General features: G+C 66.9%; 10 protein-coding genes. 3 read left to right on the top strand and 7 right to left on the bottom strand.

Annotated features, from left to right (window positions below):
- Window positions 1-2,349 (top strand): cytochrome P450/oxidoreductase, encoded by a 2,349-nt coding sequence (locus H7F35_RS00605; protein WP_187111068.1) that lies wholly within the window; start codon window positions 1-3, stop codon window positions 2,347-2,349.
- Between the two features lie 10 nt (window positions 2,350-2,359).
- Here the strand turns inward: H7F35_RS00605 and H7F35_RS00600 are convergent, their stop codons facing one another.
- From H7F35_RS00600 to H7F35_RS00585, 4 genes are all read right to left on the bottom strand, one after another.
- On the bottom strand, window positions 2,360-4,270 hold the full coding sequence (locus tag H7F35_RS00600; RefSeq protein WP_187111067.1) for an ATP-binding protein: 1,911 nt from the start codon (window positions 4,268-4,270) through the stop codon (window positions 2,360-2,362).
- Window positions 4,180-4,905: a response regulator transcription factor gene (locus tag H7F35_RS00595; protein WP_187111066.1), complete on the bottom strand. Its 726-nt coding sequence runs from the start codon at window positions 4,903-4,905 to the stop codon at window positions 4,180-4,182. The genes H7F35_RS00600 and H7F35_RS00595 overlap by 91 nt, the downstream gene beginning before the upstream one ends.
- A gap of 127 nt (window positions 4,906-5,032) precedes the next feature.
- Entirely contained in the window at window positions 5,033-5,653 is a 621-nt protein-coding gene (locus H7F35_RS00590) for a GNAT family N-acetyltransferase (RefSeq protein ID WP_261803479.1), read from the bottom strand.
- Between the two features lie 62 nt (window positions 5,654-5,715).
- Window positions 5,716-6,096 carry a YciI family protein gene (locus tag H7F35_RS00585; RefSeq protein WP_187111065.1) on the bottom strand — a complete coding sequence of 127 codons (381 nt, stop codon included), beginning with the start codon at window positions 6,094-6,096 and terminating at the stop codon, window positions 5,716-5,718.
- A gap of 497 nt (window positions 6,097-6,593) precedes the next feature.
- Here H7F35_RS00585 and H7F35_RS00580 point away from each other — a divergent pair, with 497 nt between their 5' ends.
- On the top strand, window positions 6,594-8,075 hold the full coding sequence (locus H7F35_RS00580; RefSeq protein WP_187111064.1) for an amidase: 1,482 nt from the start codon (window positions 6,594-6,596) through the stop codon (window positions 8,073-8,075).
- Between the two features lie 13 nt (window positions 8,076-8,088).
- Here the strand turns inward: H7F35_RS00580 and H7F35_RS00575 are convergent, their stop codons facing one another.
- The 3 genes from H7F35_RS00575 to mutS are packed head-to-tail and all read right to left on the bottom strand — an operon-like array spanning window position 8,089 to window position 12,384.
- Window positions 8,089-8,907, bottom strand: coding sequence for an alpha/beta fold hydrolase (locus H7F35_RS00575; RefSeq protein WP_187111063.1), 819 nt, complete (start codon window positions 8,905-8,907; stop codon window positions 8,089-8,091).
- A 14-nt stretch (window positions 8,908-8,921) separates the two neighbouring features.
- Complete coding sequence (locus H7F35_RS00570; RefSeq protein ID WP_187114081.1) at window positions 8,922-9,761, bottom strand: proteasome-type protease; 840 nt, start codon at window positions 9,759-9,761, stop codon at window positions 8,922-8,924.
- 28 nt (window positions 9,762-9,789) lie between these two features.
- On the bottom strand, window positions 9,790-12,384 hold the full coding sequence (mutS, locus tag H7F35_RS00565) for a DNA mismatch repair protein MutS (protein WP_261803478.1): 2,595 nt from the start codon (window positions 12,382-12,384) through the stop codon (window positions 9,790-9,792).
- Window positions 12,385-12,604: 220 nt separating this feature from the next.
- On the opposite strand from mutS, the gene H7F35_RS00560 reads away from it, so the two are divergent.
- Entirely contained in the window at window positions 12,605-13,234 is a 630-nt protein-coding gene (locus H7F35_RS00560) for a hypothetical protein (protein ID WP_187111061.1), read from the top strand.

Raw genomic sequence — 13,234 nt, 5'->3', positions numbered from 1 at the left:
ATGCCCGACACCGCCACCCCTTCGCGCGCTTCCGGCTGCCCTGTTGCGCACGGCCCGCTCTCTGCCGAGCGCACGCCCACCGGCTGCCCCGTGAGCCAGCGCGCCGCCGGCTTCGATCCCTTCGAGGACGGCTACCAGCAGGACCCGCCCGAGTACGTGCGCTGGGCGCGCGAGCAGGAGCCGATCTTCTACAGCCCGAAGCTGGGCTACTGGGTGATCACGCGCTATGCGGACATCAAGGCGGTGTTTCGCGACAACATCACCTTCAGCCCGTCCAACGCGCTGGAGAAGATCACGCCCACCGGCGAGGAGGCCAACGCCGTGCTCGCAAGCTACGGCTTCGCGCTGAACCGCACGCTGGTGAACGAAGACGAACCGGCCCACATGCCGCGCCGCCGCGCGCTGATGGACCCGTTCACGCCTGAAGAACTCAAGCACCACGAGCCGATGGTGCGCGAGCTGGCCCGCAGCTACGTCGACCGCTTCATCGACGACGGCAAGGCCGACCTCGTCGACCAGATGCTGTGGGAAATTCCGCTGACGGTGGCGCTGCACTTTCTCGGCGTGCCCGAGGAAGACATGGACACGCTGCGCAAGTATTCGATTGCGCACACCGTCAACACCTGGGGCCGTCCCAAGCCCGAAGAACAGGTGGCCGTGGCGCATGCCGTGGGCAACTTCTGGCAGTACGCCGGCAAGGTGCTCGACAAGATGCGGCAAGACCCCGACGCGCCCGGCTGGATGCAGTACGGCATCCGCAAGCAGATGCTGCAACCCGACGTGGTGACCGACTCGTACCTGCACTCGATGATGATGGCCGGCATCGTGGCCGCGCACGAGACCACGGCCAATGCCACCGCCAATGCGATGAAGCTGCTGCTGCAGCACCCGCAGGTGTGGCAGGAGCTGTGCGAAGACCCGGGGCTCATTCCCAACGCGGTCGAAGAGTGCCTGCGCCACAACGGCTCGGTGGCTGCATGGCGCCGCCTCGTCACGACCGACACGCAGATCGACGGCGTCGACCTGCCGGCCGGCTCGCGGCTGCTGATCGTCACCTCGTCGGCCAACCATGACGAAGGGCACTTCGCCGATGCCGACCTGTTCGACATCCGCCGCGACAACGCGAGCGACCACCTGACCTTCGGTTACGGCTCGCACCAGTGCATGGGCAAGAACCTGGCACGCATGGAGATGCAGATCTTCCTGGAAGAGTTCACGCGGCGGCTGCCGCACATGCGCTTGTCGGAACAGCGCTTCAGCTATGTGCCGAACACTTCGTTCCGTGGCCCCGAGCATCTGCTCGTCGAATGGGACCCGGCTGCCAACCCCGAACGAAACAACGCCGGCCTGCGCGATGTGCAAGTGCCGGTTCGCATCGGCGAGCCTTCGCGGGGCGCGATCGCGCGGCCGGTGGTGGTCGAGCGCGTGACGCCGGTGGCCGATGGCATCGTCAGGCTGCGGCTGGTGTCGCCCGACGGCAAGTCGCTGCCGCGCTGGACCGCCGGCTCGCACATCGACGTGGAATGCGGCACGCCCGAACTGTCGCGCCAGTACTCGCTGTGCGGCGACCCCGACGAAGCCGGCGTGCTGGAGATCGCCGTGCTGCACGAGCCCGAAGGCCGTGGCGGCTCGGCCTGGGTGCACGGCCGCGTGAAGGTGGGCGACAGGCTGCGCATTCGCGGCCCGCGCAATCACTTCAGGCTCGACGAATCGTTGAAGAAGGCCATCTTCATCGCCGGCGGCATCGGCATCACGCCGGTGAGCGCGATGGCCCGCCGCGCGAAAGCGCTGGGCATGGACTACGAACTGCACTACAGCGGCCGCAGCCGCGCGAGCATGGCCTTGCTCGACGAACTGGCCGCGTTGCACGGCGATCGCCTGCATGTGCATGCGAGCGATGAAGGCCGGCGCAACGATCTGCAGGCATTGCTCGGGCAGCCGATGCCAGGCGCGCAGGTCTATGCCTGCGGCCCGCTGCGGATGCTGGAAGCGCTCGAATCCTGCTGCGCCGCGTGGCCTGAAGGCGCCTTGCGCGTCGAGCATTTCGAGTCGACCCTCGCGACGCTGGACCCGTCGAAGGAACATGCCTTCGAGGTGGAACTGAAAGACTCCGGCCTCGTCATCCACGTGCCGCCCGACCAGACCCTGCTGTCCGCGCTGCGCGCCGCGAATGTCGACGTGCAGAGCGACTGCGAGGAAGGCTTGTGCGGCTCGTGCGAAGTGCGCGTGCTGTCCGGCAAGGTCGATCACCGCGACGTGGTGCTGACCCGTTCGGAGCGCGATGCCAACACCAAGATGATGGCGTGCTGCTCGCGGGCTTGTGAAGGCCGGCTGGTGCTGGAACTCTAGGACCGCGCGTTCATGCGACGGTCGCAAGCGGCATCCGCAACGCCACATGCGTGTCGCCCGGCCGGGAGTCGAGTTGCAGTTCAGCCCCCAGCCGCCGCGCCCTAGCCCGCAGGCTTCGCAGGCCCGCTCCGTCGGCCTTGTTCACCGCGTCGACCGCAAAGCCGCGCCCGTCGTCGCGCACGCTGAGTTGAAGCTCGCCATCCGCGCGCCGCACGGCCACGTCCACGCGGCGGCTTGCGCTGTGCTTGAGCACATTGGTCAGCGCCTCCTGCAAGAAGCGCAGCAGCTCCAGGCTGTGCGACGGCGACAGCTCCAGCGTATCGACGCCCGACACCTGCCAGCGGCAGTCGATGCCGTTGGCATCGAGCAACTGCGAGATGCGGTGGCGCAGCGGAACCAGCAGCTCGCCGAAGGCGAGGGCGCCGTCGCTGTGGCCGGTGGCGTCGATGATCAGCCGCAGGTCGTCGCGCAGGCTCTTGAGCATGGCGAGCAGTTGCGGCGCCGACAGGTCTTCGGGCCGGCGCTCCAGCGTCGCGATGCTGCCGATCAGCATGCCGCCGAGCCCGTCATGCAGATCGCTCACGAGGTTGACGCGCTCGCCGATGCGCGCATGGGCCAGTTCCAGCGAATGCTGCTGCGCGAGCGTGGTGGCCAGCTCGGCCTTGGCGGCGTTCACTTCCTCGATCAGCTCGTTGTTGAAGTTCTCGATGCGCTTGAGGCTCTGCACGAAGCGCGCGGCCTGGGTCAGGGCCATGCCCAGCAGCAGCACGTACGACGACATCGTCGTGTAGTAGATGTTGCTGTCGATCACCTGCGTGAACACCAGCAGGTCGTGCCCGGCCGTCAGGGCCGACACCGCCATGAAGGGTGCGAGCGAGCGCATCGGGCTGTCGCGATGGCGCAGGGCGTGAATGATCGAGATGCCGTTCACGGCAATGACCGTCAGGCCGCCCACCAGGGTCCAGATGGCGCGGTGCACGGTCAGCGCGGGGCCGCTGGCGATCCACAGGTCGAGCACGCCGGCCGCGGCGACCAGCAGCGCAACGGCTTCCAGGCGCGGCATGCGTCTTTGGCAAAAGCGCAGCGCGAAGATGATGTAGGACACGTCGAACACCAGCAGCAGCGAGGTGTTCATCGCCTGCCAGCTGTGGTTGCTGGCAAAGGGCCACGGGCTGGTCGCGATCTGGTTGTAGCCGAACAGCAGCCACAGCACCGACATCAGGGCGAACCAACCGTACGCTGCTTCGCGCCGGCGCAATACCCACAGCGCGGCGAAGAAGGCCGAGACGGCTGCGCTCACCGCGAGGCCCAACACCTGCAGGTCGCGGCGCACGACGCGCTCGCGCTCGAACTCGGTCTGTATCGCGGCTGGCGTGCCCAGGCTGACCGGTCCCAGGCCTGCCTGGTAGGCGAACAAGCCCGACACGCGCACCAGCAGCGTGTTGGTGCCGGCCTTCAGCAGCGGCGGTGCCAGCAGCCAGTAGCGCGGCGTGTTCCAGCCGCGCGTGAGCGGCTCGACCAGGCTGTCGTCGCGCGAGATCGGGACGCCGTTGAGCGACACCTCACCGGCCATGTTGAGGTAGTGCAGCAGCAGGCCGGCTTCGCCGACCGGCGCCGGCTGGTCCCAGGTGAGCCGGTACCAGACCACGCCGTCGAAGTCGGGCCAGCGCGTGGCCCAACTGTCGGGCAGCGAGACGGGCGCCCAGCCTTCGGCAGGCGGCGCGGTGTCGTCCCAACCGGTGCCGCGCACGGCTTCGGCGTGGAGTTCGGGCGCTGGTTGTGCCAGCGCCGCGCCGGCCGCAAGAAAGAGGAAGAAGAACCAGGCGCCGATCAGCGCAGCAAACCGTGCTTTCGCCCCTGAAAGACGGCCTCGGTGCGCGAGTTGACGGCCAGCTTGCGGTAGATGTTCTTGGTGTGGCATTCGACGGTCAGCCTGGAGATCGAGAGCGCCTCGGCCATGTCGCGGTTGCTCAGCCCCTGCGCCACCAGTTCGAGGATTTTGCGTTCGCGCGGCGTCAGGGCCGTGGTCGGCGCCGAGACGGGCGCGGCACCACTGTCATCGGGCAGCTCGGTGGTCGCGTGTGCCGGGCTCTGCGTGGTCGCGAGCCACGCGATGATGCGGCGCGCAATGGAGGGGTCGATCGACGCGCCGCCCTGTTCGATGCTTCGCAGTGCGATGCTCAGTTCGAGGTCGTCGCGTTCCTTGAGCAGGTAGCCGATGGCGCCGGCGCGCAGCGCCGCAAAGATGATTTCTTCGGTCCGCCAGGCTGAAATGACCACCGCTGGAACACCCGGGCGGCGGGTCTGCAACCAGTTGATCAGCTCCACGCCGTTGCCGTCTGGCAGGCCGATGTCGACCAGCACCAGCCCATAGCGATGTTCTTCCAGCAGCAGCTTGGCCCCGGCCACGCTGTCGGTGACCGCGATCAACTGCTCGTCGCAGCCGAGCGTGGACAGCACATAGCGCAGGCGCTCCTGCATCGCCGGGTCATCCTCGACCACGAGCGCGGGGCTCAGTGACACGGGCTCAGCGTCTTCGATCTGGAGAAATGACATGTGGCGGCATTTTGGATCGGTCTATTGAGGCGCGTAGGACGTTTTTACTTATTTTCAGGAATTGTTGCCGGGTATTCCCATTTGTATCTTCCATTGCGAAATTTACAAGTCAGGGCCGGCGTGCGCGTCAAGTGGTGACCGACCGGGCCACCGAAGCGGGCCGGCACATGATCTCGTACACCGAGTTCGTGACCGGCTCCAGGGGGCTCGCTTCACGCCGGAAGCCCAAGCGCTCGTAGAAGGCCACGCTGCGCGGCGTGAAGGTTTCCAGATAGCACGGAACGCCCGCCGCGTCGGCTTCGGCCAGCGTGGGTGCCAGCAGCCTCGCGCCCAGCCCGCGCCCCTGCGCGGCAGGCGAGACGCCGAGGATCGACAGATACCAGGCCTGCGCCGGCACGGCGGCGCTCGCGTGCGGGCTCATGAATTCGACGATGCGGTGGTAGTTGTCATGGCCGCGCGGGCCCAGGGTGCGCGCCAGAAATGCGTTCTTTGCGGCCGACTCGAGCGCGTCCACCTGCCCGCTTCGTGGCAACAGCCAAGCCGCGGCTCCCAGTTCGCGGTCTTCCAGTGTTTCGCAACGCCCGGTCCTGCTGGCCTCACCCAGCGAGTACGCAAAGTACGCAGCCAACACCGCCTTGCGGGCTGGCAGATCGCTCTCGAAATCGACGGAAATCGCCAGGTAGAACGGATCGACGATCAGCGTGTCGACAAGGGCGGGCGTGGACAGGGACTCGGGCGGCAGTGGCATGCGGGGTACGGCGGGTTCTGGATGACCCGCGCGATTCTAGGGAGCCCCTCCCGGGCCTGGCCTCAGACCTGCGGAATGCGCGCCGGGATCACACCCGGGTCGTACCAGGTGATCGGCCGGATCTCGAACACGCCCGTCTCGAAGGCCAGCCGGTGCGCTGCGTGGGTGGCTTCCTCGACGGTTTCACACTCGACGGTGTAGAGGCCCATGAGCTGTTCCCGGGTTTCGGCGAACGGGCCGTCGGTGACCAGCGGGTGCATGTCGCCGGCGCGGCGCACCGTGGTGGCCATGTCGGGCATCAGCCGAAGCACCGTGCCGAGCCGGCCCTGCGCTTGCAGGTCGTCGCGCAGGTCGGTGTGGCGCTCGAGCATTTCCTCTTCGGCACCGGGTGCCGAAGCAGCCACCGCCGACTCGGAACCGTAGATCAGGATGGCATAGAGCATGGTCTTCCTTGTGTTGCATCCGACGCTGGACGAGTATGCGTCGCGCTGACGCGTCCGGCAAAAAAGGAGTGTGCGTTGCTGCATTGGCCGACTGCGGTGGTGCGGTGTCGGTACGTTGTCGGGACGAGTTCGGCTGGCGGGGGTACGCTGGGTGTGAGGCGGTTTGTTTAGGGCTGTTCAGGGCGTCGCTCACGCCGACACGGTGTTCTTTTTCGCGAATGTCCCCCGCTTCGCTCCTCCTTTATTTAGCTAAAAAGAGCACCGTATCGACGTGAGCGCTCAGAGCACTTGTTGATCGGCGATCACCAGCAGCGTGTCCCTGTGCGAATGACGCCAGGTGCTCCCCGCAGCGAAATAAAGGAGGAGCGAAGCGGGGGACATTCGCGGAGGGGAGCTCCTGGTGTCATTCGCACGCGCCCCGAATGAACCCGAGCCCGAACCCGCCCCAACAACAGCAGCGCCCCGCAACACAACAAGGAACAAAGGAAACACAAGAGATGACATTGGCAATGAGCTGGGAAGAATGGACCGCACACGACGGCGTAGGACTGGCCGAGCGCGTACGCAAGGGCGATGTGACTGCGGCCGACCTGGCGAAACAGGCGGCAGCCGGCATCGCGAAGACCAATCCGCAACTGGACGCGGTGGTCGAGGTGTTCGACGACGTGGTGGCCGACCCGCTGAAGGACGGCATGAACCCCGATGGCGTGTTCGCGGGCCTGCCCTACCTGATGAAAGACCTTGGCCCGACGCTCAAGGGCCGGCTGCAGGAGTTCGGCTCGATGATGATGCAGGGCCATCGCCCGGCGGCAGACAGTTTTCTCACCAGCAAGATCCGCAACGCGGGGCTGAACATCATCGGCCGCAGCACCACGCCCGAGTTCGGCGTGTGCAGCTCGGTCGAGAACGCGCTCTTCCTCACGCGCAATCCCTGGGACCTCGAATACACGACCTGCGGTTCCTCGGCTGGCACGGCAGCAGCCGTGGCAGCGGGCGTGCTGCCGCTGTCGCACGCCACCGATGGCGGCGGCTCCATCCGCATTCCGGCCGGCGTGAACGGCAACATCGGGCTGAAGGTGTCGCGCGGCGTGTTTTCGCTGGCGCCGGGGCTGTCGGATCTTTCAGGCCTGGTGTCGATCCAGGGCTGCCACAGCCGCACCGTGCGCGACACGGCGGCCTTCGTCGACAACTGCCGGGGCGGCGCGCCGGGCGAGTTCATGCCGTTCTGGTCGCCGGCGCAGCCCTACAGCGAACTCATCAAGAAGGACCCGGGCCGCCTGCGCATTGCGCTGTCGCACGAATGGGGCGACTTCCGCGCCACGCCGCACTTCGTGGCCGAGCTGGAGCGCGTCGGCAAATTTCTCGAAAGGCTGGGCCACCATGTCGAATGGGCGTTGCCCGAGGTGGACTTTCAAACCGCCTTTGCCGCGCAGACCACCTGCTACATCAGCAACTTCGCGCAGGTCATCGACGGCCATCTGCAGCGCCTGGGGCTGGAGCGCCCGCCGGCCGAGTTGCTGGAGCCCATCAACATCAAGATCTGGGAGGCCGGCGTGGGCACCTCGTACACCGAGCGCTCGAAGATGCAGGCGGTGTTCAACACCACCTCGCGCGCCTTCGGCAACTTCTTCCAGCGCTGGGACATCATCCTCACGCCGATCACTGCGCTGCCCACGCCCAAGGTCGGCACCAGCGAATACCTGACGACCAGCAAGAACCCGTCGGTCCATGACTGGTTCGCGAACCTGTGGCAGAACTTCGCCTACACGCCGCTGGCCAACCTGTGCGGCATGCCGGGCATCTCGCTGCCGATGGCCGCGCAGGAAAACGGCCTGCCGCTGGGCATCCAGGCGCAGGCGGCACAGGCCAACGACGGGCTGCTGCTGCAACTGGCCGCGCAGATCGAGCGGGCGCTGGATGGCAAGTGGAATCCCCGCCAGCGGCCGGGTGTGCACGTCACGCACGTCACCCAGGGGTGACGCGAGCGGGCTTTCAGAGCAGGTTGCGCAGCGCCGCTTCGACGGCGGCCGCCGTGGCGAGCGGCTTTTCCATCGGAAACAGGTGGCTGCCGTCGAGCATGGCAATGCGGCCCTTGGTGACCTGCTGGGTCATCGCCATGCCCACGCGCTTCATCTCGGCCGACTGGCGCCCGCCGATGAAGGCCGCCTTGCACTTGAGCGGATGGCTGCGCAGCAGCGCGCCCAGGTTGTGGGGCAGGGTGTTGTAGATCGCGGTTTCCACGTCGCGGTCGAAGCTCAGCTCGCGGCTGTCCTCGCCGGCGTTGATGCCGTCGAAGGTGCCGTGGTCGATGTAGTCGTGCAGCACCTGCTCGTCCCACTTCGCAAACGCCTTCTTGCTGCGGAAATGCTCGAACACCGCCTCGCGGTGCACCCAGGTGTTCTTGCGCTTGCGGCTGATGGCGCCGGGCGAAATGCTCTTCATGAGCGGCGTGCGCTTGACCACGTTGAGCGTATTGGCGCGCCAGCCGCCGAGGATCGGCGAATCGATCAGCACCACGCCCCGGGCCAGCGTGGGGTGCAGCGCGGCGCACATCAAGCTCAGGAAGCCGCCGAGCGAATGGCCGATGAGGAACACCGGGCCACCCGCGCGGTCGGCGCGCTGCCGGGCGAAGTCGGCCAGCTGCTGCACCAGGTGCGGCCAGTTGTCGGTGACGAGGTACTTCGGGTCGTGCCCGAATTTCTCGATGGCATCGACCTCGAAGCCGCGGTTGCGCAGGCTGTCGAGAACGACGCGGTAGGTGCTCGCGGGAAAGCTGTTGCCGTGCGAGAAGACGACGGGCGGCATGGCCATGGCCGTTGCCGCGCTCAGATGAGCTTTTCGTCGGGGGTCGAGATCTTGCGCAGCGGGCTGTGGCGCGTGGCCGGCATCTTCAGCGGATGCTCGGTGGCGCTGTCGTCCCACACCGGGTCTTCGATGCTGTCGAACACCTCGCGCAGCTTCTGGCCCCAGCTGTTGTGCATCATGCGGTAGTAGGGGTTGTCGGCGTCGATGCAGATCACCCGGTCGGTTTCGAGCTTGTTGGCCTCGTACACCACCAGGTCGAGCGGCAGGCCGACCGACAGGTTCGACTTCATGGTCGAGTCCATCGACACCAGCGCGCACTTGGCGGCTTCGTCGAGCGGGGTTTCGGGCGTGAGCACGCGGTCGAGCACCGGCTTGCCGTACTTCGACTCGCCCACCTGGAAGTAGGGCGTTTCGGTGGTGGCTTCGATGAAGTTGCCGGCCGCGTAGACCAAGAAGAGGCGCATGCCTTCGCCCTTGACCTGCCCGCCGAAGATGAAGGACACGTTGAAGTCCAGGCCCGCATGCTTGAGCGCCTCGGCATCGCGGTCGTACACATGGCGCACCGCCGAGCCCAGCACGCGCGCGGCATCGAACATGCTCTTGGCATTCCAGATGGTGATGGGGTCGCCCTGCGTGCCGTCTTCGCGCGTTTCGCGCAGCTCTTCGATTTGCAGGATCTCGCGCACCGACTGCGAAATGCTCAGGTTGCCCGAAGACAGCAGCACCATGACGCGGTCGCCCGGCTGCTCGTAGACGATCATCTTGCGGAAGGTGCTGATGTGGTCCACGCCCGCATTCGTGCGCGAGTCAGAGAGAAACACCAGGCCGGCGTTGAGTTTGATGCCTACGCAATAAGTCATGAGTTCATCTCGCATGAATCAGGCCCGCTCAGGCGGCACTGCGTTCACGCGTGTTCAGTTTTTGGAGGGCATAGAGCGCGTCGAGGGCCTCGCGCGGGCTCATGGTGTCGGGGTCTAGCGCGGCCAGCGCGGATTCTACGGCGCTGCTCAATGGCGTTTCGGCCACCGGAGGGGGCGCAAACAGGTCCACCTGTGCACGAGTTTGCGCATGCTGCGATTCAAGTGCCTCCAGCGCCTGCCGCGCGTGGTTGACCACCGCCGCCGGCATGCCCGCGAGCCGCGCGACCTGGATACCGTAGCTCTTGCTGGCCGGGCCGGGCTGCATTTCGTGCAGGAACACGATGTCGCGGCCGGCTTCTGTGGCGCTCACATGCATGTTCACCGCACCGTGGTGCGTGGCCGGGAACTCGGTCAGCTCGAAGTAGTGGGTGGCGAACAGCGTGAAGGCCTTGCTGCGGTCGTGCAGCTGGGCCGCGATGCCCGCGGCCAGCGCGAGCCCGTCGAAGGTGCTGGTACCACGGCCGATTTCGTCCATCAGCACCAGCGACTGCGCGGTGGCGCTGTGCAGGATCTGCGCGGCCTCGGTCATCTCCAGCATGAAGGTCGACTGCGCGTTGGCCAGGTCGTCCGCCGCGCCGATGCGGGTGTGGATCGCGTCGATCGGGCCGAGGCGGCAAGCTGCGGCCGGCACGTGCGAGCCGATGGACGCCAGCAGCACGATGATGGCCACTTGCCGCATGTAGGTCGACTTACCGCCCATGTTGGGGCCGGTGATGACCTGCATGCGCTGTTGCGGTCCGAGCTGCGTGTCGTTGGCGATGAAGCCGCCCGATGATTTTTCGGCCAACCGTGCTTCGACCACTGGGTGGCGGCCCTGCGAAATTTCGATGCAGGGGTGTGACACGAAGCTGGGCGCACGCCAGTGCAGCGTGTGCGAGCGTTCGGCCAGCGCGCAGAGCGCGTCGAGCGCGGCAATGCCGCCGGCCAGTTGCGTGAGTGCGTGCACCGAGGGCTGCAGCGCATCGAGCAACTGCTCGTAGAGCCACTTCTCGCGGGCCAGTGCGCGGTCTTGCGCGCTCAGGGCCTTGTCCTCGAAGGTCTTGAGTTCGGGCGTGATGAAGCGCTCGGCGTTCTTCAGCGTCTGGCGGCGGCGGTAGTTGTCGGGCACTTTCGAGAGAGCGCTTTGCGTCACCTCGATGTAGAAGCCGTGCACGCGGTTGAATTGCACGCGCAGGTTGCTGATGCCGGTGCGCTCGCGCTCGCTGACTTCGAGCTTGAGCAGGAAGTCGTCGCAGTTGTCGCTGATGGCGCGCAGCTCGTCGAGTTCTGCGTCGTGGCCGGTGGCGATCACACCGCCGTCGCGCACCAGCGCGGATGGGTCGGGCTTGATCGCGCTCTCCAGCAGGTCGGCGCAGCCCGGCGGCGGCGCGAGCCGCTGTGCAATCTGCGCCAGAAGCGCGGCGGATGCGGGAAGAAGGGGCGCAAGCAGCTCCGCTTTCGACAGCGCGAGGCGCAGCGCCAGCAGCTCGCGCGGGCGCACCTGCCGCAGCGCGATGCGGGCGGCAATGCGCTCCACGTCGCTGGTGTTCTTCAGTTGTTCGCGCAGCGTGCGCCAGGGCGCGGCCGTGCCGCCCAGCACCGTGGACTGCAGCGCTCCGATGGCTTCGAGCCGGGCCTGCGCCTCGGTGCGATCGCGCCGGGGCGACAGCAGCCAGCGCTTCACAAGGCGGCTGCCCATGCCCGTCATGCAGGTGTCGAGCAGCGAGAACATCGTCGGCGAGTCTTCGCCGCGCAGCGTCTGCACCAGCTCGAGGTTGCGGCGCGTGGTGGGCGGCAGCTCGATCAGGTCGCCGTCGCGCTCGACCGACAGGCGCTGCACGTGCGAGAGGGCGCGACCCTGCGTGTGCTCGGCATAGCCCAGCAGCGCGGCGGCCGCGGCATGCGCGTTGGTGAGCGATTCGGCGTTCCAGGCTGCAAGGCTGTTGCTGCCCATCTGCTCGCTGAGCTTGCGCTCGCCCAGGCCGCCGTCGAATTGCCACGCGGGGCGGATCGAGAGCGTGAAGGGCGTGGCCGTGCGCGCGGCCTTCAGGCGCTGCTCGAAGGCGGGCGTGACCTCTGCGCTGTAGAGCAGTTCGCTCGGCGCGATGCGCGCGATCCAGGTTTCGAGCGCATCGGCCGGGCACTCGGCCAGCCGCAGTTCGGCGCCCGTCACGCTGAGCCATGCCAGTCCGCAGAAATTGCGCGTGCCCGCATGCACCGCGAGCAGCAATGATTCGCTCTTGTCGCTGAGCAGTTCGGAGTCGGTCAGCGTGCCGGGCGTGACCACCCGCATCACCTTGCGCTCGACCGGGCCCTTACTGGCGCCGACCTCGCCCACCTGCTCGCAGATGGCAACCGATTCGCCCAGCTTGATGAGCCGCGCGAGGTAGGTGTCGACCGCGTGGAAAGGCACGCCGCACATCACCACCGGCTGGCCGGCCGACTGGCCGCGCTGGGTGAGGGTGATGTCGAGCAGGCGGGCGGCCTTTTCGGCGTCGGCCCAGAACAGCTCGTAGAAGTCGCCCATCCGGTAGAACAGCAGGGTATTCGGATGGTCCGCTTTCAGGCCTAAATACTGGGCCATCATGGGCGTGTGCCCGAGCGTTGCTTCTGCCCCGCCTGGGGACGCCGTCGATTTATCCTTCGAATTCAATGATTTCGCCTTGTGTCTGTGTCGGGGTATCCGAGCGAGCCTTGGCTCGGATTATCTTGTATAGGACACCCGCAAGGCGCCGGCCGGGCCCGCACCCACCGCTCTAAAATCCCTCGGCGCAACCCCCGCGTGAAGAATGAAAAAGGCGCCCATGGCCCAGCTGGATGATTTCAAAGGCCCTGAAGCGGACGCGGCTGCGCTGCCCGACAGCGCCACCTTGCCCGCAGAGCTTGCCGCGCTGTATCTCTGCATCACGCCAGCCCAGCTCGCGGAGCTGCGAAAATCGAAACGGCCCGAAGGGCGCGCGGGCAACGGCCCGTCGGTCATCCGACCCGTGGAAGGCGGCGCAGCGGGGCCCAAGGACCCAGTGCTCTACAACCTGGGCACCTTGCGCGAGTTTGCGAGAGCGCACACCGCCCCCTCCGCCTTCGACACCGCGGCCAGCACCGGCATCCTGGGTTGGGTGTCGGCGAAGCTGCCTTTCTTCGCGGAACGCGAACCCCGTATCAAGCGCGGCAAGCGCGTGCTCATCGGTGGCGCCTGGGACCGGGCCGACCCGTTGCGCGAGGCGCGTTTCGTCGATCTCGCGAAAGGCCGCATCCGCTTCGCATCGCTGACATGCTCCGAAGCCGCGGCCAGTCTGTGGGCCGATGTTGCGAGCCACTCCGCGCTGGCTGAAAAAGGGCTCGCCCTGCTCAGGAGCGAGACGCAAACCATCGAAGCCTCGTTGGCCGCCACCGCCCAACTGGCGGCGACTTCGAATTCCAGCACGGCGACCTGA

It is taken from the genome of Variovorax sp. PAMC26660 (assembly GCF_014302995.1).
In the GTDB taxonomy this organism is placed as follows: Bacteria; Pseudomonadota; Gammaproteobacteria; order Burkholderiales; family Burkholderiaceae_C; genus Variovorax.
The sequence above is the reverse complement of the archived record's forward strand: the minus strand, read 5'-3'. Positions and strand labels throughout refer to the sequence as shown.

Bases quoted from the DNA above. Each gene is read 5' to 3' on its own strand.
- H7F35_RS00575 (WP_187111063.1), bottom strand. From the start codon at position 8,907: ATGGCCATGCCGCCCGTCGTCTTCTCGCACGGCAACAGCTTTCCCGCG.
- H7F35_RS00580 (WP_187111064.1), top strand. From the start codon at position 6,594: ATGACATTGGCAATGAGCTGGGAAGAATGGACCGCACACGACGGCGTA.
- H7F35_RS00590 (WP_261803479.1), bottom strand. From the start codon at position 5,653: ATGCCACTGCCGCCCGAGTCCCTGTCCACGCCCGCCCTTGTCGACACG.
- H7F35_RS00585 (WP_187111065.1), bottom strand. From the start codon at position 6,096: ATGCTCTATGCCATCCTGATCTACGGTTCCGAGTCGGCGGTGGCTGCT.
- H7F35_RS00595 (WP_187111066.1), bottom strand. From the start codon at position 4,905: ATGTCATTTCTCCAGATCGAAGACGCTGAGCCCGTGTCACTGAGCCCC.
- H7F35_RS00570 (WP_187114081.1), bottom strand. From the start codon at position 9,761: ATGACTTATTGCGTAGGCATCAAACTCAACGCCGGCCTGGTGTTTCTC.
- H7F35_RS00600 (WP_187111067.1), bottom strand. From the start codon at position 4,270: ATGCCACACCAAGAACATCTACCGCAAGCTGGCCGTCAACTCGCGCAC.
- H7F35_RS00560 (WP_187111061.1), top strand. From the start codon at position 12,605: ATGGCCCAGCTGGATGATTTCAAAGGCCCTGAAGCGGACGCGGCTGCG.
- mutS (WP_261803478.1), bottom strand. From the start codon at position 12,384: ATGGCCCAGTATTTAGGCCTGAAAGCGGACCATCCGAATACCCTGCTG.
- H7F35_RS00605 (WP_187111068.1), top strand. From the start codon at position 1: ATGCCCGACACCGCCACCCCTTCGCGCGCTTCCGGCTGCCCTGTTGCG.